Annotated in this window: 20 protein-coding genes; 8 read left to right on the top strand and 12 right to left on the bottom strand. The window is 67.3% G+C overall.

Annotated features, from left to right (window positions below; translation table 11 throughout):
• Positions 1–33 precede the first annotated feature (33 nt).
• Complete coding sequence (locus VJ811_RS16335; RefSeq protein ID WP_324074311.1) at positions 34–336, top strand: hypothetical protein; 303 nt, start codon at positions 34–36, stop codon at positions 334–336.
• A 181-nt stretch (positions 337–517) separates the two neighbouring features.
• On the top strand, positions 518–1,711 hold the full coding sequence (locus VJ811_RS16330) for a multidrug effflux MFS transporter (protein WP_324074309.1): 1,194 nt from the start codon (positions 518–520) through the stop codon (positions 1,709–1,711).
• A gap of 113 nt (positions 1,712–1,824) precedes the next feature.
• On the opposite strand, the gene VJ811_RS16325 is transcribed toward VJ811_RS16330, so the two are convergent.
• The 5 genes from VJ811_RS16325 to VJ811_RS16305 form a co-directional block, all read right to left on the bottom strand.
• Positions 1,825–3,363: an amino acid permease gene (locus tag VJ811_RS16325; RefSeq protein WP_324074307.1), complete on the bottom strand. Its 1,539-nt coding sequence runs from the start codon at positions 3,361–3,363 to the stop codon at positions 1,825–1,827.
• A gap of 124 nt (positions 3,364–3,487) precedes the next feature.
• Positions 3,488–5,620 (bottom strand): penicillin-binding protein 1C, encoded by a 2,133-nt coding sequence (pbpC, locus tag VJ811_RS16320; protein WP_324074305.1) that lies wholly within the window; start codon positions 5,618–5,620, stop codon positions 3,488–3,490.
• A 145-nt stretch (positions 5,621–5,765) separates the two neighbouring features.
• Positions 5,766–11,618: an alpha-2-macroglobulin family protein gene (locus VJ811_RS16315; RefSeq protein WP_324074303.1), complete on the bottom strand. Its 5,853-nt coding sequence runs from the start codon at positions 11,616–11,618 to the stop codon at positions 5,766–5,768.
• Between the two features lie 137 nt (positions 11,619–11,755).
• Positions 11,756–12,133 carry a histidine triad nucleotide-binding protein gene (locus tag VJ811_RS16310; protein ID WP_324074301.1) on the bottom strand — a complete coding sequence of 126 codons (378 nt, stop codon included), beginning with the start codon at positions 12,131–12,133 and terminating at the stop codon, positions 11,756–11,758.
• A 10-nt stretch (positions 12,134–12,143) separates the two neighbouring features.
• Positions 12,144–12,473 carry a phosphoribosyl-ATP diphosphatase gene (locus tag VJ811_RS16305; RefSeq protein ID WP_324074299.1) on the bottom strand — a complete coding sequence of 110 codons (330 nt, stop codon included), beginning with the start codon at positions 12,471–12,473 and terminating at the stop codon, positions 12,144–12,146.
• Positions 12,474–12,662: 189 nt separating this feature from the next.
• Between VJ811_RS16305 and VJ811_RS16300 the strand changes: the two genes are divergently transcribed.
• Positions 12,663–13,049: a hypothetical protein gene (locus VJ811_RS16300; protein WP_324074298.1), complete on the top strand. Its 387-nt coding sequence runs from the start codon at positions 12,663–12,665 to the stop codon at positions 13,047–13,049.
• Between the two features lie 173 nt (positions 13,050–13,222).
• Here VJ811_RS16300 and holA read toward each other — a convergent pair whose 3' ends face one another.
• The 4 genes from holA to VJ811_RS16280 form a co-directional block, all read right to left on the bottom strand.
• Positions 13,223–14,254, bottom strand: a complete 1,032-nt coding sequence (gene holA / locus VJ811_RS16295) for a DNA polymerase III subunit delta (RefSeq protein ID WP_324074296.1) — start codon at positions 14,252–14,254, stop codon at positions 13,223–13,225.
• On the bottom strand, positions 14,251–14,799 hold the full coding sequence (gene lptE, locus VJ811_RS16290) for an LPS assembly lipoprotein LptE (RefSeq protein ID WP_324074294.1): 549 nt from the start codon (positions 14,797–14,799) through the stop codon (positions 14,251–14,253). Before lptE ends, holA begins: the two co-directional genes overlap by 4 nt.
• Before the next feature lie 119 nt (positions 14,800–14,918).
• Positions 14,919–17,480, bottom strand: a complete 2,562-nt coding sequence (gene leuS / locus VJ811_RS16285; protein WP_324074291.1) for a leucine--tRNA ligase — start codon at positions 17,478–17,480, stop codon at positions 14,919–14,921.
• Between the two features lie 54 nt (positions 17,481–17,534).
• Entirely contained in the window at positions 17,535–18,008 is a 474-nt protein-coding gene (locus VJ811_RS16280) for a DUF3576 domain-containing protein (protein ID WP_324074289.1), read from the bottom strand.
• Between the two features lie 328 nt (positions 18,009–18,336).
• On the opposite strand from VJ811_RS16280, the gene VJ811_RS16275 reads away from it, so the two are divergent.
• Positions 18,337–18,999, top strand: a complete 663-nt coding sequence (locus VJ811_RS16275; protein ID WP_324074328.1) for a hypothetical protein — start codon at positions 18,337–18,339, stop codon at positions 18,997–18,999.
• Positions 19,000–19,089: 90 nt separating this feature from the next.
• On the opposite strand, the gene VJ811_RS16270 is transcribed toward VJ811_RS16275, so the two are convergent.
• Entirely contained in the window at positions 19,090–19,743 is a 654-nt protein-coding gene (locus tag VJ811_RS16270) for a thiamine phosphate synthase (protein ID WP_324074287.1), read from the bottom strand.
• Between the two features lie 57 nt (positions 19,744–19,800).
• On the opposite strand from VJ811_RS16270, the gene VJ811_RS16265 reads away from it, so the two are divergent.
• Positions 19,801–20,463, top strand: coding sequence for a YggS family pyridoxal phosphate-dependent enzyme (locus tag VJ811_RS16265; RefSeq protein ID WP_324074286.1), 663 nt, complete (start codon positions 19,801–19,803; stop codon positions 20,461–20,463).
• Positions 20,464–20,508: 45 nt separating this feature from the next.
• On the opposite strand, the gene VJ811_RS16260 is transcribed toward VJ811_RS16265, so the two are convergent.
• Together VJ811_RS16260 and VJ811_RS16255 are read right to left on the bottom strand one after the other, a co-directional pair.
• Entirely contained in the window at positions 20,509–20,898 is a 390-nt protein-coding gene (locus VJ811_RS16260) for a hypothetical protein (protein WP_324074285.1), read from the bottom strand.
• Positions 20,899–20,996: 98 nt separating this feature from the next.
• Positions 20,997–21,509, bottom strand: a complete 513-nt coding sequence (locus VJ811_RS16255; protein WP_324074284.1) for a DUF4402 domain-containing protein — start codon at positions 21,507–21,509, stop codon at positions 20,997–20,999.
• A 94-nt stretch (positions 21,510–21,603) separates the two neighbouring features.
• Here VJ811_RS16255 and VJ811_RS16250 point away from each other — a divergent pair, with 94 nt between their 5' ends.
• From VJ811_RS16250 to VJ811_RS16240, 3 genes are all read left to right on the top strand, one after another.
• Entirely contained in the window at positions 21,604–22,674 is a 1,071-nt protein-coding gene (locus tag VJ811_RS16250; protein ID WP_324074283.1) for a type III polyketide synthase, read from the top strand.
• Entirely contained in the window at positions 22,671–23,384 is a 714-nt protein-coding gene (locus VJ811_RS16245) for a methyltransferase domain-containing protein (RefSeq protein ID WP_324074282.1), read from the top strand. The genes VJ811_RS16250 and VJ811_RS16245 overlap by 4 nt, the downstream gene beginning before the upstream one ends.
• Positions 23,381–23,641: FAD-dependent monooxygenase (locus VJ811_RS16240; protein ID WP_324074279.1), on the top strand; the 261-nt coding region annotated here is incomplete at its 3' end. The genes VJ811_RS16245 and VJ811_RS16240, both read left to right, overlap by 4 nt.

Here is a 23,641-nt window from a genome sequence, read left to right as displayed (position 1 = left end):
ACCCTAGCATCAGTTTCAGTAAGGAGAGCCCGCATGTCCCAAGTCGATGGCAGCTATGATTGCGTAACCAAGTCGCCGATGGGCGACCAGAAGTCGGTCTTCACCGTCAGCAGCGACGGCGGCGGCTTTACCGGCCAGAACGCCGGCGCGATGGGTTCGCTCGACGTCGAAAATGGCAAGGTCGACGGCAACAAGCTGACCTGGACCATGAACATGAAGGTGCCGATGCCGATGACGCTCGAATGCGAAGCGACGATCGACGGCGACGCGCTGACCGGCACGATCAAGGCCGGTGCGTTCGGTTCGATGGCGATGACCGGCACCCGTCAGGGCTGAGCCGCCAGGCACGAAAAGCGAAGGGCCGTCCGCTCCTCTAACGGGAGCGGGCGGCTCTTTTGCGTTGCATAGCAATGCCCTTTGGCCCTGGGGGCTATCCAAAGCGGCGGGTTGGGCGCATAGGCCTGCCATGCACAAGCCGGCCCAATCCCCCCAACGGAGCCTGCCGGGCGACCGTGAAATGGTGGTCATGATGGCGATGGTCATGGCGCTCAACGCGCTCGCCATCGATTCGATGCTGCCCGCACTTCCCGCGATCGGCGAGGGGCTGGGGGTGCTCGTCGCCAATGATCGCCAATATGTGATCTCGGCCTACCTGCTCGGTATCGGCTTCGGCTCGCTCTTTTACGGACCGCTCGCCGACCGCTTCGGCCGCAAGGGCGTGCTGGTGCCCGCGCTGTTTGCCTATGTGGCCTTTTCGATCGGCTGCGGGCTCGCGACGAGCTTTCCGATGCTGCTCGCGCTTCGATTCGGGCACGGGCTGATCGCCGCGGCGCTCGGCGTGATCGTCGTCGCGGTGATCCGCGACCTGTTCTCGGGCGATGCTATGGCGAAGCGGCTGTCGCTGATCTTCCTTGTCTTCATGATCGTGCCGATCATCGCGCCGACGATCGGCGCCGGTGTCGAAGCGATCGCGGGCTGGCGCGCGATCTTCATCGTCCTCGCGGTCATGGGCCTCGTCATGCTGTTCTGGCTCCGGCGTCTCCCCGAAACGCTCGAGCCCGGCGATGTGCGTCCGCTCGACTGGCGGACGATGGTCGCGGGCTGGGCAACGGTGACGCGGCACCGCCGCGCCGCGGGATATATGATCGCGTCGGGGATGATGCAGGGCGCGCTGTACGGCTATCTCAACAGCAGCGAGCAGATCATCGCCGAGGTGTTCGGCGCGCGCTCCTACTTCCCGCTCATCTTCGCGTGCGTCGCCGTGGGGATCGCGATCGCAAATTTTTCCAACGCGGCGATCGTCGAACGTTTCGGCGCGCGGCGGGTGTCGCAGACCGCGGTCTTCGCCTTCATGGCGACCTCGATCGCGCAGATCGTCGTCGCAATGAGCGGCGCCGAAACGCTGTGGATGTTCACCGCGCTGATGATGGCCAATGTCGGCCTGATCGGCTTTATCGGCAGCAATTTCGGATCGATCGCGATGGAGGATTTCGGGCATATGGCGGGCGTCGCCTCGTCGTATCAAAGCTTTGCCAAGACGCTGCTCGCCGCAGCCGTCGGCGCGACGATCGGCCAGCAATATGACGGCACCACGCTGCCGCTGGCCTATGCCTTCCTGATCAGCGCGGTGATCGGCCTTGCGCTCGTCTTCTGGGCCGAGCGCGGCAAGCTGTTCACCCGGCCGGGAACCGCGCCGAAAAGTCCGTATTAGCGGGCCTGTCGGCTTGCTGCATGAAAGCCCGCTGACGGCTGCGGACCCATGGACTGCACGGGCCAAAAAGAAAGGGGGCCGAAGCCCCCTTTCCCCGAGTATCATTCGAACCGTCAGTTGAACGACGGTGCCGGGGGGACCGGCGGCGGCGGGGCGTCGGCGTCGTCCTCGTGCACCTCGATATGTCCCTGACCCACATGGCTGCGCGAGCGGCTGTAGGCGAAGTAGACGACGAGGCCGATACCAGCCCAGATCAGGAAGAGGTTGATGCTCTTCTGGTCGAGGTTGAAGAAGAGATACAGGCAGCCCGCGATCGCGATCGGCGCGGTGAGATAGATCAGCGGCGTCTTGAACGGACGATGACGACCCGGATCGGTCTTGCGGATCACCATCACCGCGATCGACACCGCGGCAAAGGCGAAGAGCGTGCCCGAGTTCGAGATGTTCGCCAACTGCCCCACAGGGAAGAAGGCGGCGAACAGCGCGACCGCGATGCCCGTGATGATCGTGATCACATGCGGCGTGTTGAACTTCGGATGGATCTTCGAGAAGGCCTGCGGCAGCAGACCGTCGCGGCTCATCACGAAGAAGATGCGGGTCTGGCCGAACATCATCATCAGGATGACCGACGGTAGTGCGAGACCGGCGGCGAGGCCGATCAGATTGCCGACTTGCGGCCAGCCGATTTCACGCAGCGTCCACGCCAGCGCTTCCTTCGAGCAGACCACGGCCTGATCGCCGATCGCCCCGCACGCGGCGGCGAGTTCGCGGCTGCCGGGTTCGAGGGCGTGAGCGCCTGCGGCATCGATGCCGACCGGTTGGGCACCGACCGAGCCGATGACGCCTGCAGCGACGAGCAGGTAGAAAATGGTACAGATCGCGAGGCTGCCGATCAGGCCGATCGGCATATTGCGCTGCGGATTCTTGGTCTCTTCGGCCGCAGTCGAGACCGCGTCGAAGCCGACATAAGCGAAGAAGATCGACGCCGCGGCGGCGCCGATGCCGCCAAAGCCGAGCGGCGCGAAGGGTTCGAAATTCTCCATATTCATCACGGGAACCGCGAGGACGACGAACAGTGTCAATGCCGCAACCTTGATGACGACGAGGAAGGCGTTGACCGTCGCGGATTCGCGCGTGCCGATGACGAGGAGCAGAGTGACGAGGCCCGCGATGAACATCGCCGGCAGGTTAATTATGCCACCGTCGAACGGTCCGAGAACCAGACTGGGCGGTATATCAAATCCCAGTAAATTCTCAGCCAAGCCGACGACATAGCCCGACCAGCCGACTGAAACGGCGCCTGCGGCGACCGCATATTCGAGGATCAGCGCCCAGCCGACCATCCATGCGATCAGTTCGCCCATCACGGCGTAGCTATAGGTATAGGCCGAGCCCGACACGGGGACCATCGAGGCCATTTCGGCGTAGCAGAGCGCGGCAAAGGCACAGACGAAGCCGGCGATGATGAAGCTTATCATCATGCCCGGACCTGCTTTTTGCGCCGCTTCGGCGGTCAGCACGAAAATCCCGGTCCCGATGACGGCGCCGATCCCCAGCATGGTGAGCTGAAAGGCGCCGAGCGTGCGCGTAAGCGACTTTTTTTCCGCTGTCGCCAAAATGGCATCCAACGGCTTTACGCGGTCAAATAGCATAATCTTCCCCTTTGGGGCGGCTGAGCTGCCGCCCGTCTCATGGCGGGGCAGACTAGCCGCTCCGCACGGCAGCGCAACTTAATTTCATGGGGCCAGCGCCGCATTCGACCGGGACCAAGGCCGCTTACCGTACGGTAAAGCGCACGCGGTCAATCATTCGGCCGCCTGGATCAACCAGCGTCAGCATATGAGCGCCAGGGCGCGGCAGGATTTGCTGCCCCGCATCGGCATCGCCGAGCGCCTTCTTGTCGAGGATCAGGCGGTATCCGGCGACCGAGCCGCTGACGATTACCGCGAGCCGTTGGCGATCGATCGGGATGTCGGGGTCGAGCGCATAGACGCTGCCGCTGACCGGGCTGGTGATGCGCGGACGGCGCGCAGCCTGCGGTGCGGCGGCCATTTCGGTTTGCGCGGTGCCGGTCAGGAAATATTCGCGGCGCGGGGGTTCGCGGGTGCCCGAAAGCGTAATCGGGCGCGCCTCGACGCCATCGGGCATCGTGGGGGGCTTGCCGGGGCGGCCGGCGTGGAGCGCGAGCATCACGTCGCGCCACACCGGCGCGGCGCCCGAGGTTCCCGAGACGGCGCGCATCGAATCGCCCTCGAGATTGCCGACCCACACCGCGACGGTGAAGCGGTCGGACCAGCCGATGCACCAATTGTCGCGCATGCCTTTCGAGGTGCCGGTCTTGGCGGCGGCCCAGAAGGGGAGGCGGAGCGCGCTGTCGGCGCCGAAGGCGTCGGTGCGGGCGGAGGCGTCGGCGAGGATGTCGCCGACGATGAAGGCGGCGGCGGGGTTGACGATCTGGCGCGCAACTTCTCGATCATTGCGCACGTCGAGGAAGTAGACTTGTGACCACTTTCCTAGATTTGCCAATGTTCTGAAGGCGTTGGCTTGTTCTAGGAGCGAAACTTCGGCGGAGCCCAGCGCCAGCGAGAATCCGTAATATTCGCCGTCCTCGACGAGGCCGTGGTAGCCAAGCGCCCAGAGGCGGTCGCGGAATTGCTGGACGTCGTCGATGACGAGCGCGCGGACCGCGGGGACGTTGAGCGACGAAGCGAGCGCGTGGCGCACGCTGACCGGACCCTTGAAGCTGTGGTCGTAGTTTTTGGGTACGTAGAGTCCCGAGGCGGTGTCCAGCTGGACCGGGCTGTCGTCGAGGATCGAGGCGGCGGTGAGCCAGCCGTGCTCGATCACCTGCGCGTAAAGATGCGGCTTCAATGTCGAGCCCGCCTGCCGCCGCGCGTTGGCGCCGTCGACCGACGCAGCGGTGGATTTGAGCCCGACACCGCCGACATAGGCGAGCACCTCGCCGGTCGCATTGTCGAGCACGACGACCGCGCCGTCGCGGACGCGGTCGGCGCCGAGCCCGGCGAGCTGGCGGCGCAGCGCGACGATCGCGGCGGTCTGGATGCGGCGGTCGATGGTGGTGGTGACGCGCTTGCCGGGCTGGTCGAGCAGGCGGACGGCGAGGTGGGGCGCGAGCGCGGGGTCGAAGCGCGCGGCATGTTCGCCCGAGACGAGCGTCGCGGCGGCGGCGCGGATCGCGGTGCAATCCTTGGTTTGGGCTATGCGGCACGCGCGGCGGCCGAGCGCTTCGGCGCTGGCGGCGGGGTTGGGGAGGAGGCCGGCGAAGAGCGCGGCGTCGGTGCGGGTCATTTCGGCGGGGCGCTTGCCGAACAGCGCGCGTGCGCCCGCGCCGATGCCCTGCGCTTCGCCGCGTAGCGGCACGAGGTTGAAATAGACCTCGAGCATTTCGTCGTGCGACCAGTTTGCCGCGAGCGCCTGCCCGGCGCGCATCTGGCGGATCTTGGTGCGCCAGTCGCGCTTGCCGGGCTGCGCGAGGCCGGGGTCGAGGAAGGCGGCGAGCTGCATCGGGAGGGTCGAGGCGCCGCGCGACCGCCCGCCGGTCCAGCGGGTGCGCGCCGCACTCGCGATCGCGAGCCAGTCGACCCCGCCATGCGACCAGAAACGCCGGTCCTCGCTTTGCACGACGGCATTGCGGACCGCAGGGCTGATGGCTTTCAGCGGCACCCATGCGAGGCGGCGGCGCTCGAAGTTGACACGCTCGCTATCGAGCAACTGGCCATCGCGGTCGTAGAGCCAGGCTTCGCTGGGCTGCCAGTCGGCGCGGACCTTTTCGAAGGCGGGCATGGCTGGGGGGCGGGTGAGGAGGTGCGCGGCGGTGGTGAGGATGAGCAGGGCGAGGGCGGCCCATGCCAGCGCATCAAGCCAGCGGTGTTTGCGGGTTGTTGCCATCAACTGGCCTATCCGATGAAATTCTTCGCCGGTCCCTCAATTTCCGTTCGCATCGAGCGCAGTCGAGATACCCATCGGTCGTGCATGCCTTTGGGGTGTCTCGACTTCGCTCGACACGAGCGGAGGAAGGAAGGGCGGGGCTGCATCACTGCCCGATGCTCGCCACCGTCAGCGGGGCGTTCGGCCATTGGCCGCGGATCGCGGGCGAATACATCGCCTCGACGCGGGTGGGCGGCAGGGTGAATTTGCCCGAGCCGTTGAGACGGACGACATATTCGACCGCGTGGGTGCCCGCGGGCATCCAGCCGAAATAGCCGCGCCAGCTGTCCTTGCCGCGCTCGACATAGCTTGGCTGCGCGCCGTCGCCGCCCGCCTGCTGGCCAAGCATTTCGGACTGGCCGCCGAGGTTGCCGACGATCGTCGCGCCGGGGGCTACGGGATCGTTGATGACGACCCACGTCCGGCCCGCGGCCGCGACGACCTCGATCCGTATCTTGATCACGTCGCCGCGCGTCAGCCGGTCCTTGTTCGCCGCCTTGACGATGCTGACCGAGCGCTTGATCCGGTAGCCGGCGTTGAGCGGCTCCTTGAGCGGGACCGCGGCCTTGACGCTGACGGTCGCCCATGGCGTGCCGGTGCCGTCATGCTTCAGGCTCATCGTCGCGGCGGCGAGCGCGACGCGGAGCGGCGAGACGGGCTCTGCCGACGATTCGGGGGGAAGCGGCCAGCTTTGCGAGGCGGTGGCGCCGGCGAGGCCGATATTGGTGACGCCGGTGATCGCATTCGCCGGATACAGCTCGGCGAAGCGGCGGACGGTGACCGCGCCCCAGGCGTTGGCGGGGGTCGTGTCCCAATGGCCGCGGCGCTGGCGCTGCGCGACGCCGACCATCAGCTTGCCCGCGTCATCCTCCCAGCCCTTGCGGCCGAGCACGGCTTCGAGCGCCTTGACCGCCATTTCGTCGCCGCTGGTCATCATCCACCACGGCGCTTTCGCATCGTCGACGAGGTCGAGGCGCGTGCCTTCGTAGACGAGGCGCTTGCGCAGTTCGGCCTCGGCCGCGGTGCGGAGCGCCGGAGCACCCCGGACATTCGGCGTGCGTTCGATCGCGATGAGCCAGTCGGCGAGGGTGCCGGTGGCCATATCGATCGGCGCGACGTCGATCGCCGCCACCAGTTGCGGGCTCGACGCATTGTTGCGCGCAAGCGCCGCCAGGGCCGCGATGCGGAGGGGGCGGATGTCGTAAGGGCCATAGCCCTTGCGCGTCAGCCGCCCTTCGACGACCGCCTGCAACGCCTTGACCATCTTCGCCTTGGGCGCGTCGGGGATCGCGAAGCCGTTCGCCGCCGTCACGCTGAGCACATAGGCGGTGAGTTCGATCGACCCTTCCATCCGCTCATTGGGCCAGTAGCGGAGCAGGCCATCGTCATCGAGATAGGTCGGCATCGCCCCGGCGAGCGCCTGCCAGCGCCCGAGATCGCCGAGTGCGACCGCGCGCGACGTCGACTGTTCGAAGCAATTATACGGATAGGCGCTCATATAATCGCGCACCCCCGACAAGGGCGGCGCGAGCGTTCCGGCGAGCGCGACGTCGACATAGCCGCCGGGCAGCGCGCCCGAGGGGATCGCGATCGGCAGCGTCGTGTTCGGGCCGACGCGGAACAGGCTGGCGGCCCAGGTTTCGACCGGCACCGCGGGTTCGACTTGCTGCTGGAAGACGAGCCGGTCGCGCTGCTTGCCGCCCTTGGCGACCGCCTCGACCGTCCATTCGATCGGGCCGGTGGCCTCGGGCGCGGTCATCGACCAGCTGATCGGCACCGCGCCGCCCGCCGGGATGGTGACGGTCAGCGGCGGTGCGGTCGCGACGGCGGGCGACAGCGTCGGGGTCGCGGTGACCTCCATTGGCTTGTCGGTGCCGTTGCGCAGCGTGAAGCGCGCGTCATAGGTGTCGCCGGTGCGGACGAGTTCGGGCATGCCCGCGAAGACGCCGAGATCCTGCACGGTGCGGACGGATGTTTCGCCGGTGCCGAAATATTGCGAGCCGTCGGTGGCGATCGCGACGAGGCGGAACCCCGAGAGATTGTCGCTGAGCGGTACATCGACGCTTGCGCGGCCCTTGCTGTCGAGCGGGACATTGCCTTTCCACAGCAGGACGGGGCGGAAGTCCTCGCGGGTCAGGCCCGAAAGGTCGCCGCCACCGCCGCCGCCGGGTTCGAGCGCCTTGCGGCCATAATGGCGCTTGCCGACGACCTGCATCTGCGCGGTCGAGGTGAGCACGTCGAGGGTGCGGTCGCCCATCATCGCGTCGATCACCTGCCAGCTTTCGTTGGGGGCGAGCTGGAGCAGGGCTTCGTCGACCGCGGCGAAGGCGACGTCGGCGTTCTTCGGCGCCTTTCCGCCCGGGGTCTTGACCTCGATCGCGACCTTCGCGGTTTCGCGGACCGAATATTTCTCCTTGTCGGCCTTCACCTTGACGCCGAGCTGATGGCCTTCCCAGCCGACCTTGATGCGCGCGATGCCCATGCGGTAGCTCGGCTTGGCGAGATCGACGAGAGCGGTGGGCGGCGCGCCTTCGCTATTCTCGATCTTGAAGCCGACCGCACGCTTCATCTTGCGGAACCAGCTTTCGCCGCCGGTCACGCGCCCGCGGACTGCCATCACCGAGACATAGACGTCGGGGGCGTAGGTCGCGGGCAGCTTGACCTTCACGACGGGATTGGTGCCTTTCAAGGGCATAACGAAGCTCGACAGCACGCCCTCGCGTTCGACGGTGACGAGCGCGGTCGCTTCGCGGAACGGCATGCGGACCTGGAAGCTCGCGGTGTCGCCCGCGGCGTAGCGCGGCTTTTCGGCGATGACGTCCATGCGGTCGCCATTGTCGCCGCCGAACCACCATTCGTCGTCGCCCGCGAGCCACACCGAGCGCACGGCGCGCGCTTCGTTGCCGTCGGCGTCTTGCGTCGTTGCGACGACGGTGACTTCGCCCGAGACGCCGGGGGCCATCGCACAGCTGGCGCGGCCGAGCTTGTCGGTGGTTGCCGAGCAATTGGCGGCGAGCTTCGTCGTGCGCATCTGGTTGTCATAGGCGTAGAAGCCGCCGATCAGGCGGCGCCGCGCGGTGATGATCTCGCGGTTGTAGAGTGCGACCGAAATGCGCTTCCCGGCAATCGGCTTGCCGTCGAGATCGAGCGCGATGAAGTTGAGGCGGAGATCGTTGTCGCGCATCAGCCAGCCGTCGGTCTTGACGCCGAGGCGGACGGCCGACGGATAGAGGGTGATGCGGCGGCTCGACGTCAGCGTCTCGCCATTCGCATCCTCATAATCCATTTCGACCGCCATCAGCGTCGGTTCGGTGATCGGCTGGTCGACCGCGACGCTGGTCGTCGCGCTGCCGTTGGCGTCGAGCTTCAATGGCACCGAGCGCGCGAGCGGCAGCTCGGCGGTTGGCTCGTCGCCGCTGTCGTCGAGCTGGACGGTGCCTTCCTTGACCGGCTGGCCGTCGAAATCCCAATCCTGATAATCCTGCGGAGGCGACCAGGATGAGCGGAAATTGGTGCGCAGCTCGACGGGGATATTCGGCGCGGGACCGCCCGAGAGGTAGCCGACGAACAGCGACAGCGGCACCGCGGTCGGGCGCACGAGCGCGGTCTTCGGCCCGGTGACCGTCGCCTTCATCGTCGGCAGGCGATATTCGTCGACCTTGACCGACTGGCCCGACCAGATCGTCTTGTCCTCGCCATCCTTGTCCTTGGTAACGAAGACGAGCTCATAATCACCCATCGGCGCCGAGGCGGGGACGTTCCATGTCGTTTCGCCGCTGCCGGTCGCCGCGATGGCGAACGGCATTTCGAATTCGGTGTCCGAGCCGCGGTGGACGAGGCGGAGTTTGCCCGCGAGCGGCTGCGGCGTCATGAAGCCGGTGCCGACGGGGCGGCGGAGCAGATGCTTCATGTGGACGGTCTCGCCCGCTTTCACGAGCGCGCGGTCGAATATTGTGTGGAGGATGTCGTTGCGCTCCGACCAACCGTAAGGAAGGTCGAAGTCATAGGGGCGGATGCCGTCGCCCCAGTCGGTGAGCGTGAAGCTGAAATCGTCACCGGCGCGGGCGCTGACCATCAGGGCGTGGCCTTCGCTCTTGGTGGGATCGGGGGTTTCTTCGCAGCTCGAATAGGTTTCGGGCTGCGGGAGCCCGCCCGCGAAGGCGAGACGGCCGGCCTTGTCGGCGGTGCCGCGCGCGAGCAGGCGCCCGGTGCAGCTGTCCGAGACGCGGATTTCGGCGCCCGCGACGGGGAGGCCGGTGTCGAGCGCGGTCACCCAGGCGAGCGAGCCTTCGCGGCCCCATTTGAAATGCACCGCCATGTTGGTGACGAGCGCGGCGGTTGCGACATAGCGCGTCGTCTTGCGGCCGAGCAATGCGGCGCCGAGTTCGGGGCTCGCGATTTCGACGACATGGAAGCCCTTTTCCGACAGGGGTATGCCGACGACTTCGAATTCCTTGCCGCCGCCCGGAGGCGACAATTGCAGGTCGCGGCGTTCGCCGCCCGATGGCGCGTCGGTGAATATCGATTTGGTGCCGGTGTAGTTGACCGTGACCTCTTTGCCGGTGCGGTCCTTTTCTTCGCGATAGTCGGTGTCGTCGGCGTCGTCGACGCGCTTCAGCCAGCGCGCGATTGCGACATCGTCGTCGCCGACTTTCAGCGCGGTCGCGGGCATTTTGAGGTTCGCCTGGACGAGCGAGCTTTCGACCCCGCGCACGGTGACGGGCAGGACGCCGCCCTCGCCGGCCTCGAGGATGCCGAATTCGGCGGCGAATTTGACCAATGGGGGGGCGCGGTCGATGTGGAATTTCAGCGGGAAGTTCGACTGGTTCTGCAGCTTGCGGCCGCTCTGGTCGGTGACGTCGGCGGGGAGGACGAGCGTCGCGTCGACATTCTGCGGCAGCGGGCCGGTGAAGCGGACGCTCGTCAGCCACGCGTCATTCTTGTCGTCGTCGTCGATCTTGGGCGTCAGTTTCTTACCGTCGGCGGTGCTCAGCGTCGCGGCGAGGATCGTTTCGCGGGGCACCGGCGAGGCGAAGCTGAGGACGACATCCTTGATCGGGTTGCAGCCCGCCTGCGGGTTGATGCGGCTGCACGACATTTTGGCAGTGAAGGCGGGGCGCACGTCATGGTCGAAACGCTGGTCGCGTCCGGCGGTGCGGCCGGGGACGCCGGCCTGAGAAATGCGCGCGTCCCAGACGAGCGCCATCTCGCGGCCGGGGGGCAGCGGGCGGCGGCATTTGACGGGGACGATGCGGTCGAGCGCGGCCTTGCGGTCGGCGCCCGCGGCGGGGAAGCGCTGCGGCAGGCCGGCGTCGGAGGTGAAGGACTGGCGCGACCAGTTGTTCTCGCCGAGCCCGGTCAGGATTTCGGTCGCGGTTTCGCGCGGCAGGACGTCGAGCGGGATCTTCTCGCCGATGCCGTCGACGGCGCAATAGCCGAAGCGCGCGACCGAGGCGCGGTCGGCGGCGACGTTGGTGGCGACGAGGAAGATCTGGTTTTCCTCGATCCCGTCATAAATGCCGCCCGCGAGCACGGCGCGCGCCGAGGGGCCGCCGGTGTCGAGCGCGAAGCGGCTGTTGCCGGCGACCGAGACGCCGCGTGCGGTTTTCAGCCCGTCGCGCAGCTCGACATGGCAGGCGAGGCCGCCGGGGAGCGGCTTGTCGAATTCGAGGACCCAGGTGCGCGTGTCGACCCAGCGGGACGACGAAGGGAGCTTGCAGTCGTTGGTCGCGGGGGCGGAGGCGCGGGGATCGCCGAGCGGGACCATGTCTTCGGAGAAACGCAGCGTGAAGCGCGTGATCGTGCCGTCGCCGGTGCCCGAGCTGCCCGGGGTCGCGAGCGTGACCTGCGGCACGGTGTCGGCGGCGGTCGCGGCCATCGCGAGGGTGAGGGGCAGGATCAGCGCCAGTTTTGCCTTGCCGGCCAATGCCGTAGCCAGCGCGCGCCATCCCTTGCCCATCGTCAACTCCCCCGCTTCGGTCCGAACATCTATCCTGCTGGAAACAGGGAACAGAGTCCACCCGTCGCCGCATAGTGCACACGGTTAGTCGCGCTTCGGGAAATTGCTGTGACGGCGGTCACAGACCGCGGCGGATGTCAGCGCGCGAGCATCGGGCCGAGCGGCTGTCCCGCGAAGATATGGACGTGGAGGTGCGCAATCTCCTGGTGACTGTCGAGCCCGACGTTGGCGAGCAGGCGGTATCCGGGGGCGACGAGGCCGGCGTCGCGCGCGACCTTGCCGACGGTGCGGACGAAGCCCGCGATCTCGGCGTCGCTGCCGCGCTCCGAAAAATCGTCCCAGCTGACATAGGGACCCTTGGGGATCACGAGGATGTGCACGGGCGCCTGCGGATTGATGTCGTGGAAGGCAAGGGAAAACTCGTCCTCATAGACCGTCTTCGACGGCAGCTCGCCGCGCAGGATGCGTGCGAAGATGTTGCTGTCGTCATAGGGGAGGGTCGCGTCGATCGGCATGCTGAGTTCCTTATTGTCGGCTGGCTTTTTCGGCGTGTCCCGAGGTGCCGTGGCGGCGGTCGAGTTCGGCGGCGATCATGTCCCATGTCAGCCCGCGCTCGGCGAGCAGGATCGAAAGGTGGAAGACGAGGTCGCTCGCTTCGCCGATCAGTTCGGGATCGTCCTCGCTGACCGCGGCGATCACCGCCTCGATGGCTTCCTCGCCAAGCTTTTGCGCGATCTTGCCGCGGCCTTTCGCGGCGAGGCTTGCCACGTAAGAAGCCTCGGCCTCGCCCGCCGCGAGCCGGTCGTGGATGACCGCTTCCAGTCGCCCCAGCGTGTCGCCCATTGCCTTGCTCATTGTGCGATCCTTTCGCCCCCGACCTGTCGACAGCGTGCCTAGCCGCGCCGGGCGGTCCCGACAAGCGGGGCGGCAGGGCTGCGAAAACTTACCGCGGCGTAAATCATATCGAAATGCCTTTTCGCGTAATTTCGGCCCTGCCGGGGGGCGGTTAGGCAAGAGATCACCCTGCTCGGCGCGGGCAACATCTTGCGCGGCTGCTATGACTCCCATGTCGCCGATGAGCCGCTCTGCGGCCTGTTCACGCGCACCGCCGCGGGACCGGATGCGCAGAGCGTCGCGATCGTCACCGACCGCTATGTCAACATCAGCCGCCAGCGGAACCGCGGGGGCGGGCGCCTCTGCCCGGACGTCAGCGTGCCCGCGACCTTCACTCACTCGCTGTCGCTGAGCCGCGACGTCGCCGAGCGGTTCCGCATCACGCTGGGCGTCGCGAACCTGTTCGACACCCCGCCGCCGCAGGTGTCGACGGTGGTCACCGCGACGCCGCCGGTGATCGGGAAGGCGCCGGCATTCGGGACGAAATATGATTATCTGGGGCGGCGGTTCTTTTTGAGCGTGCGCGGGAAGATTTAGACGTCGGAAATGGCGGTTTTGGGGGTGGGAAGCTGCCATCCCCCATTTCGTCATCCCCGCGAAAGCGGGGACCCAGAGCGTCCGTCGGCTGGCCCATCCCTGGGTTCCCGCTTTCGCGGGAATGACGAATTACTAGAATGGAGCGACCGCAACCGGTCGAAAGCGGCCTTATCTTACCGCGCCCGCGCAGCCTGGTGCGCGATGTCGGTCATCAGCTTGCGGAACAGCACCGCGCCCGCGGTGCCCGACGCTTTCAGCGCGCGTTCGCAATCGAGCAAGCGGCTCATCAACCGCGCGATGCGGACCGAATCCCAGATGTGGAGCTGCGCGGTCACCGCGTCGCGTTCCTTCCAGAAAATCCCGCTGGTGCGCGCCGATACCACCGTGGCCGGGTGCGCGCCGCCGTCGACCTCGGCGCGCAGGCGCGCGAGTGCCATCGCGCGGATCGCGAGCGCGCGGATGATGCGGATTTCGGCGACGCCGACCGCGGTCGCCTTGGCCAGCATCTCGGGCATTTCGCGTAGCTTGCCGCCGAGCGCGACATTGATGCACTCGCTGACATCCTCCTCGTGCGTCGCGGCGCCGAGCGCGGCGATGTCGGCCGCGGTCACCTGCCGCTGCCGGTCCGGGCCCGCGTCGAGGTAGAGCGCGATTTTCTCGATCTCGCGCCGCATCAGCGCCTGGTCGCCCGAGACGAGGTCGACGAGCAATTGCGCCTCGGCATTGGCAAGCCGCAGCCCCTGCTCCTGCCCCGCCGCCATCGCGATGCCGACGAGCGCACGCCGGTCGGGCTGGTAGCAGATCGCGGCCACGGCATGATCCGACCCTTCGACCAGCTTGACGAGTTTCGACTTGGCGGTGACCGACGCGCCGGTCGCGATCACCGGGTTGATCGCGGTTTCGGCGGCGAGCAGCGCCTCGACCGCCGCAAGGCCATCGTCGCCGCTGCCCGACAATTCGACCCTGATCACGCGCGCGGACGAGAAAAGCGACATCGATGCGGCCTCGGCGGCGAGCAGCGACGGGTCCTGCGACAGCTGCGATCCCGAAAGGTCGAGCCGTTCGGCATCCTTGCCCGCGAGGCCGATCAAATGGCTCGCGACGGCTTCCATCGTCGCTTCGTCGGGGCCGGTGAGGAGGGTGAAACGAACCGCGGGGTCGAGGCGCGAGAGGCGTTCGAGTTCGTTCGGTTTGACCGTCTTCATTGCCCTGCGGGCGTCGGGGCGGGCGCAGCGGCCGGTTGTCCGCCGCCGCGGTTCGCGAAGACGGCGAGGCGCGCGACGATCTGGTCGGCGACCGCCGAGGACAGGCGTTCGAGCGCCGAGGATTCGGCGGCGATCGTCGCATATTCGCTGCCGACGACGTCGATCCCCGCGTCGGAGAAGGCCGTCGCGTCGAGCAACACTTCGCCGGTCGCGGCGTCGACGAGCTGGTAGCGCGCGCGCAGCGTCCGCCGCTCGCGCGTTACCGTATCGTCGGCGCGGACGCCGAAGCCGGTGATCGAATCTTCGAGCCGTACGTCGAGACGGAGGCGCTTGCCCGCGCCCTCGCCCCCCTGTGTCGCCTGTAGCCGGTCGCGGAGCGCGTTGCGGACGAGCCAGCCGCTATGCCCCTCGATCGCCGCGACATCGACGTCGGCGAGCACTTGCGCCACCGGCCCCTTGCTGCCGTTTGCATATAGAGGACGCAGGCCGCAGCCGCCGATGGTCAGCGAGGCGACGACGAGCGAGAAGGTGAAAAGTCTGCGCATCCTAGACAATATTGACCCTTATTCCGTTCATGTCGAGCGATGTCGAGACACCCAGAAGGCACACACAAACGATGGGCATCTCGACTTCGCTCGATGCGAACGGAAATGGGGATGCCATTTTACGGAACGATATTCACCAAACGGTCGGGGACCACAATGACCTTCTTCGGCGCGGCGCCGGCGAGCAGTTCGACGATGCGCGGGCGCGCGAGCGCCGCGGCTTCCACCGCATCCTTGTCGAGACCTTTGGCGAGCGTCATCGTATCGCGCAGCTTACCCGCCATCTGGATCGCGATTGTCACCTCGTCATCGACAAGCAGTGCCGGATCGGCGGCGGGCCAAGCGGCATCGGCGATCATCGCGGTCGTGCGCTGGCCGGCGGGCAGCGCGGCCCACGCCTCTTCGGCGAGATGCGGCAGCATCGGCGCGACGAGCAGGATCAAGGTGCGGCATGCTTCGGCACGCGTCGCCGATGGCTTTGCTTTCTCGATTTCATTGGCGAGCGCGTGAATTTTTGCGACTGCCTTGTTGAAGCCCAGCGCCTCGACATCCGTCGCAACCCCGGCGATCGTCTGGTGCAGCTTGCGCGCGAGGCTCTTGTCTTCGGCCCCGTCGCCGACATTTTCGGTGTCGCCAAAGATCCGCCACAGCCGCTGGACGAAGCGCCACGCGCCCTCGATCCCCGCCTCGCTCCACGGCAGGTCGCGCTCGGGCGGGCTGTCGGACAGCATGAACCAGCGCGCGGCGTCGGCGCCATATTGGTCGAGGATCGCGTCGGGATCGACGACATTCTTCTTCGACTTCGACATCTTGATCACGCGGCCGACGTCGACGGTATAGCCGTCGGCGGTCAGGATCGCGCCATCGGGGCGACGCTCGATCTCCTCGGGGGTGAAGTAGAGCGGCGGCAGGCCTTCGCCCTGCGCGCGGCTGTAGGTTTCGTGCGTCACCATACCCTGCGTGAACAGGCTGGCGAAGGGCTCCGCGATGTCGATCATGCCCATCTTCTTGAGCGCGCGGGTCCAGAAGCGCGCGTAGAGAAGGTGGAGGATCGCATGCTCGATGCCGCCGATATATTGGTCGACGGGCAGCCAGCGGCGGATCACCTCGGGATCGAAGGGCTTGTCGCTGGGCGAGCTGGCGAAGCGCAGGAAATACCAGCTCGAATCGACGAAGGTATCGAGCGTGTCGGTTTCGCGCAGCGCCGCGCCACCGCAGCTCGGGCACGCGACATGCTTCCACGTCGGATGGCGGTCGAGCGGGTTGCCGGGGACCGAGAAATCGACATCCTCGGGCAGGACGACGGGAAGCTGGTTCTTGGGAACCGGCACCGTGCCGCACGCATCGCAATGGATGAACGGAATCGGCGTGCCCCAGTAACGCTGGCGCGAAACGCCCCAATCGCGCAGGCGCCACACGGTGGTGCCTTTGCCCCAGCCCTCATGCTCGGCGCGCGCGATCACCGCGGCCTTGGCCTCGTCGATGCTCATGCCGTCGAGGAAGTGGCTGTTCACGAGCTTGCCGGGGCCGGTGTAAGCCTCGGTGCCGGTAAAATGCTGGGCGGTCTCGTCGCCGTCGGCGATGACGCGGTGGACCTGCAGCCCATATTTATGCGCGAAATCGAGGTCGCGCTGGTCGTGCGCCGGGCAGCCGAAGATCGCGCCGGTGCCATAGTCCATCAGCACATAGTTCACGACCCAGACAGGCAGGTGCCAGTCGGGGTCGAGCGGATGCTCGACCGCGAGGCCGGTGTCGAAGCCGAGCTTCTCGGCGGTGTCGATCTGCTCGGCGGCGGTGCCCTGGCGGCGGCAGTCCTCGATGAACGCGGCGAGCTCGGGCGAATCCTTCGCCAGCTGTCCGGCGAGCGGATGGTCGGGCGAGATCGCCGCGAAGCTCGCGCCATACAGCGTGTCGGGGCGCGTCGTGAAGACGTCGAAGCCCGGCGCGCCGCCCGCGAGCTTGAAGCTGAATTCCAGCCCCTGCGACTTGCCGATCCAGTTTTCCTGCATCAGCCGCACCTTGTCGGGCCAGCTGTCGAGCGCGCCCAGCCCCTCGAGCAGCTCGTCGGCGAAGTCGGTGATCTTGAGGAACCACTGCGACAGCTTTTTCTTTTCGACGAGCGCGCCCGAGCGCCAGCCGCGGCCGTCGATCACCTGCTCGTTCGCGAGCACGGTCATGTCGACGGGATCCCAGTTCACATAGCTGTGCTTGCGCGTGACGAGCCCCGCGGCGAACAGGTCGAGGAACAGCGCCTGTTCCTGCCCATAATAATCGGGCTCGCACGTCGCGAGCTCGCGGCTCCAGTCGATCGCGAGGCCGAGGCGTTTCAGCTGCGCGCGCATCGAGGCGATATTGTCGCGCGTCCAGCCGCCGGGGTGGACGCCCTTTTCCATCGCGGCATTTTCGGCGGGCATACCGAACGCGTCCCAGCCCATCGGGTGGAGCACGTCGTGCCCCGTCATCCGCTTGAAGCGGGCAAGGACGTCGCCCATCGCATAGTTGCGGACGTGGCCCATGTGGATACGCCCCGACGGATAGGGGAACATCTCGAGAATATAGGCTTTGGGCCTGCCAGAATCCTTGGCGTCGCTGTCGGTCGTGGCAAAGCTGTTCGCCGCCTCCCACGCCTTTTGCCAGCGGGCGTCGGCGGCGAGGGCGCCAAAGCGCGGTTCGCGGGTCATTCGTCGGTTACCCCGTTAGTCTGTGTGGGCAGGCGCGCGAGGCGCGCCGCCGGATTAGTCCCTGATGGCCGAGCGACGCAGGTCGCGGGCGCGGGTGAGGATGATTTCCTCGAGCTTCTGCACGGTCGCGGCCTGTACCGGCGCGTCGACCCAGGTGCCGCCCTGTGCAACCTGGCGCGAGGCCGCGATGCGCAGCGCGTCGGCGCGCAGATCCTGGTCGAGAATCGATACGGTGACCTTCATCCGCTCGCCGGGGTTCGACGGGTTCGCATACCAGTCGGTGATCACGACGCCGCCGGCCGAATCGGCCTGGAGCAGCGGCATGAACGACAGCGCGTCGAGCGAGGCGCGCCACAAATAGCTGTTGACGCCAATCGTCGTCACCTGGCTGGCGGCGAGATCGGCGCGCGGCCGTTCCTTGTTCGCGCAGGCCGAAAGACCAAGCGCCGCGAGCCCGAGCAGCGCGAGCGCGGCCGGACGGCGACCGAGCGCGGCGCCGAGCTTGGCAGGGACGAAAAGCTGGGACATGCGGGTACACCTTATCTCTTGAGCCCGTCCGACGTGGAAAATCGGCGGCGCGGAACGATATTGCCAGCGTCTCTATCGCCCTTGCCGCCACCCTGCAAGCGCGGCAATTTCGGCCGTGCAACCGTTCAGATTCTGGTCAGATTCGAAATGCACTGTGACGATCCCGCAACAATTTTGGCAAAAAGCGGAATCGTTGCAACGATTTGACGGGATTCACTGGCAATGTCGGGCCGGGAGTCCTATTTGACGAATCGATTGGGGTTGGAGTCGAAGAGCAATGGCGCGGACATCGCGACATTTTTGGAAAGGAAGCCTCACCGCTTTGGCGGTGGTTTCGCTTGCGCTTCCGCCAGCGCTCGCCGCGATGTCGAGCAGCGACCGCATCCGTGACACCACGCTTTCGGAAACCCTGCTTGGCCAGTTCACCCCGGCATCGGGCGATGAGCGGCTGATCGCACGCTATAACAAGATGTCGGCCGAACAGCGCGGCAGCTTCAGCTTCACCCCCGCGCTCCCCGACGACGGCCGCAAGAACCGCGCGATCACCGTCGTGATTCGCGCCCGCGACGACGCGTCGAGCGCGACGCGCACCACGGCGCTGGCTGCCGGCCGGACCGCGCCGATCGCGATCACCCCGGTCGCCTATAATCTGGGCGCCTCGGTCGGATTCGAGAAATTCGTCACGCCGGCGCTGCCGCGCGGCACCGACCTTCGCAACCTGCCGATCGCGAAGGCTCCGGAGCAGGACGAAAAGAAGTCGCGCTTCGCCACGCGTATGGTCAACCGCCCAAGCGACCCAAGCGGGGCAACCGATCGCGTCACCGCTCCTGGCGAAGCGTCGGCCGTCGATGTCGTCAGCAGCTATCGCCTGACCAAGAATATCGACGTCACCGCGGGCGTCCGGTACAAGAGCGACGACCGCATCGAACCGCTGACCGATACGCGCCGCGACAGCCAGGCGGTCTATGTCGGAACCGCGTTCCGCTTCTAATCTGCATCGCTATTTGGATCAGGGCGGCCTGCAAATGGCGACCTTCCGTGCTTCCGGTGCTCACGCACAGTAAGTGCGCTGCGCTCCGGGTCACGGAACGCCACCATTTTCGACTCCCCCTGACCCAAATATCGACGCAGCTTGCCGCCGGCGCTTCGTCGCTTTTTCTTCCCGCTTATCGGACCACGCATCGATCGCCGCCCAGCCGGGTCTGATTCCGCTCGCGCGGTTTAGCGCGCGCGCGCGCGCCGCCGTCATCCCGCCGAGCGCGATCGGCTGGGCGCCCGATAGCCGCGCGAGCCGCAGCCACGCCGCGCGCCCGAGCGCCGGTGCGCCGGGGTGCGACCGCGTGGGATGGAGCGGCGAGATGAAGACGGCATTTGCCCCAGCTCGCCGCGCGCGGCGCGCTTCGTGCCCATCATGGACGGGCATCGTCAGCGACAGGCCGAGCCGGTGCGCCTGCCCCGCCTGCTTTGCGTCGCGCTGGCGAAGGTGGACGCCGTCGGCACCCCAGCGGCGCGCCGTGGCGGGCGGTCCCGCAAGCAGCACGGTCAATCCCCGCACGCGCGCGGTGTGCATCAGCCGCCGCAGCAGGCGCCAGCGCGCGCCCGGGGCCAGGCTGTCGTGACGGAGGACGATGCCGCTGCCGGGGGGAAGCAGCGCCGCGAGTTCGGTGACGCCGGCCGCGGTCCGCTCGTCGCTGAACAGCCATGCGTTCGGCAGGAAGGGGTGGCGCGGGCGCATCGCGCTTTCTATAGGCGCGTCGCGAGCGCGCGCAACGCGCGGGATGGGACCGAGACGATGAGCGAAGCAGCAGACCGGCTGGCCGAGGTAAATGCGAATATCGCCGACGCGGCAAAGCGCGCGCAGCGGCGGGCCGACGAGATCTGCCTGATCGCGGTATCGAAAACCTACGACACGCAGGCGATCCGCCCATTGATCGCCGCGGGCCAGCGCCATTTCGGCGAGAACCGCGTGCAGGAAGCCGCGGCGAAATGGCCCGAACTGCGCGCCGAAACCCCCGATGTCGTGCTCCACCTGATCGGCCAGCTGCAATCGAACAAGGCCGAGGAAGCGGTGGCGCTGTTCGATGCGATCCACTCGCTCGACCGCAGCTCGCTGGTCCAGGCGATCGCGAAGGCGTGCGCCAAGGCGGGCAAGCAGCCGCAGCTGTTCGTCCAGGTCAATATCGGCGACGAGGAGCAGAAGGGCGGCTGCGCGACCCGCGACCTGCCCGCGCTGCTGGCCGAAGCGAAGGACGCCGGGCTGGCGATCGACGGCCTGATGGCGATCCCCCCCGCCGACATCGAGCCCGCACCCTTTTTCGCGCTGCTCGACGAGCTCGCCGAACGTCACGCCCTGCCGCTGCGTTCGATGGGGATGAGCGGCGATTACGAAACCGCGGTGATGCTCGGCGCGACGCATGTTCGCGTCGGGACGGCGCTGTTCGGGGCGCGAGGGTAGGGTTTCTGCTATAGGCCGGAAAGCAGACCATCCACTCCTTGCTCGTCAACGGTTCCAAAGTTCTTTGAAAGGCCATTTGTCGTCGCGTTCATCGCCGTAAGCGCGATGCATGACCGAGACGGAGAACCGGACCGAGGTTGACGCCTTCACGCAGCGGACGATTTCAAGATTTCCGTCACCACTCGCGCCTATCACGCTGATCCGGCGCCCATAGGTCGGACCCAAGGTCAACGTCTTTCCGCCGCATTGATCGACAATGCCGAGAAAGGTCGAGCCTGACCATTCGGTCGATGTGTTGGCCGAGCCCCGGATTTTCCATTCCGAATCCCGTTTTTCGTCGTCGCGAACGAAAATGAAGCGGAGGCTTTCCTCAGGCGGCGGCCAACTACTCATCCCGCCCAAGCCTTGCATGGCAAGTAATGTCAGAAGAATCATTGGGTATCTCCAAGCGCTGTGGAGCAAGCGCGGTGATTTTTACCGTTAGATAGCTTCGGGAAATGGCCGCGACAATGACCCAAGAGCGGTCGTTCGGCCTATTGATATTCCACCGTCACCGGGATCCGGCCGCGATAGTCGCCGTCGTCGAGCCCGGCGACCTGCAGCCGGCCGCCGAAGCGGAATATCAGCCGGCCGTCGGCGCCGAGACGCGGCGCGGCCGACAGGTCGGTCACGAGGCCGGTGACGCGCGCGGTGCGGCCGTGGCCGCTTTCGAGGTCGACGCTCGCGGGAAGGATGACGCGGACCTCGGCCCCCGGTTCGCCGCGTACGGTGACGGTGCCGGTCAGCGCGAAGCCGCCGAGGTCGACGACATCGCCGCGCACCCGGCGGGCGCCCGAGGCGGGATCGATTTCGACCTCGCCTCCCATCGCGCCGACCGCGACGCGGCCCATGTCGAGCCGGGTTTCGACATCGACGCGCAGCGGCACCTCGGCGGTGCGCGCCGCGATACCCGCCGCCTTGTCCGGCGTGCACAGCATGCATTGCGCCGCCGCGGAGGGCGCAGCGCCGAAAGCCAGCGCAAAGCCAAGGAAAAGACGCGGTTTCACATCTTCCCCTTGCCACAGCATGATTAATCCAGGGTAAAATGGCGTGGCGCCTTATCCGCTGGCCAGCGCCGCGCTTTTGGGTCAAACCCGCGCCATGAGCAGCCCTTCGCCCGTCCGGCTCAACGCCCTCGCCACCGCGGTGCCGGGGCACGATATCCATCAGGCGTTCATCGACTGGGCGACGCCGCGCCTCGCCGACCCGCGCATGCGGGCGCTTTTTGCGCGGATGGCGGCCCGATCGGGGATCGACCACCGCTGGTCGGTGCTGCCGCCGACCGCTGGCGGTGGATCGCCCGTCGGCGCGGGCGGATTTTACGACGTCCCCGGCCTGCCGCCGACCTCGGCGCGGATGGCGGCCTATGCAGACTATGCGCCCGGTCTTGCGATGGAGGCGATCGCGGCGCTCGGCGACGCGCTCGACCCGGCGCGCGTTACCCATATCGTCGTCGCGAGCTGCACCGGCTTCGTTGCGCCCGGGATCGATCAGATCATCGCGCAGCGGCTGGGACTGCCCGCGACGATCGAGCGCGTGCTGATCGGCTTCATGGGCTGTTATGCCGGGGTCACGGCGCTGCGCACCGCGCGGCATATCGTGCGGTCCGAACCCGAAGCCGTCGTGCTGGTGGTCAGCGTCGAACTGTCGAGCCTGCACCTGTCGCCCGCCAACGAGGCCGAACCCCTGCTGATGATGCTGCAGTTCAGCGACGGCGCGGCGGCGGGCATCGTGTCGGCCGCGCCGCACGGGCTCGAGCTCGGCGAGGGCCGCAGCCTCGCGCTCGAGGACAGCGCCGACCTGATCCGCTGGGACATCGGCGACAAGGGGTTCGAAATGCAGCTGTCGGGCGAAGTGCCCGGGCGGCTGCGCGAAACCTTGGCCAAGTACGATGTGCAGCGCGACCTGTTCGGCGAGGCCGGTCCACCGTCCTTGCTCGCGGTCCACGCCGGGGGACGCTCGGTACTCGACGCGGTCGAGCATGCACTCGGCATCGATCCGGCGACCCTCGCCGACAGCCGCGCGGTGCTCGCGCGGTTCGGCAATATGTCGTCGGCGACGATCCTGTTCGTGCTCGCCGACATGATGGCGCGCGGCGCGAAGGGCGAGGGGGTTGCGATCGCCTTTGGCCCCGGGCTCGCCGCCGAAGCGATCCGCTTCACCGCGTCATGAACCCCTTCGCCAGCCTTCGTCTCCCGATCATCCGCGAAGAGGAGATGGACGCCGCCGACCTGCCGCCCGAGCGCTATGCGAAGGTGCTCGCCGATCTGTCGCGCATCAACGGGCTGACAATGGCGCCGCGCCCGACGCTCGGCTTTCTCGACCGGGTGCGCGCGCGCGGCATCGGCGACCGGCCGTGGCGTATCCTCGACGTCGGGTTCGGCGCGGGCGACATGCTCGCGCGGATCGCGCGCTGGGGCGACAAGCGCGGGGTCGCGCTTGATCTCGTGGGCGTCGACCTCAATCGCAAGAGCGAGGCGGTGGCGGCGGTGCGACTCGGCGCGCGGGCGCGGCTGATCACCGGCGATTATCGGGCGCTCGCGGGGCAGGGGTGGGACATCATCCTCTCCAGCCTCGTCACCCATCATATGACGCCTGAACAGCGCAGCGAATTCCTGCGTTTCATGGAAGGCGAGGCGGCGCGCGGCTGGCTGGTCAACGACCTCCACCGCCAGCGCCTGCCATTCGCGGGCTTTCCGCTGCTCGCGACTCTCGCCTTCGCCGACCCGATCGTGCGGCGCGACGGGCAGCTATCGGTCGGGCGCAGCTTTCGCCGCGCCGAATGGCGGGCGATGCTGGCCGAAGCATTGCCCGGGACGGCGGGCGAATGCCGGATCTTTCGCAGCTTTCCGTATCGCCTCTGCGTCGAGCGCATCCGGTGAGCGACGCGATCGTCGTCGGCGCCGGACCCGCCGGGTCGGCGGCGGCGATCGGTCTGGCACGCGGCGGCGCAAAGACGCTGCTACTCGAACGCGCGCGCGAAACGGGCGACGCATTGTGCGGCGGTTTCCTGAGCTGGCGGACATTGCAGCGGCTCGACGCGCTCGGGATCGAGCGCGCGGCGCTCGGCGGGCAGACGGTTCGCCGCGTACGCCTGTTCGCGGGCGACCGGCGGAGCGAGACCGCGCTGCCCGGCGCG

This window comes from Sphingopyxis sp. (assembly GCF_035250425.1).
GTDB lineage: Bacteria > Pseudomonadota > Alphaproteobacteria > Sphingomonadales > Sphingomonadaceae > Sphingopyxis.
This window is presented reverse-complemented; position numbering and strand designations above follow the sequence as displayed.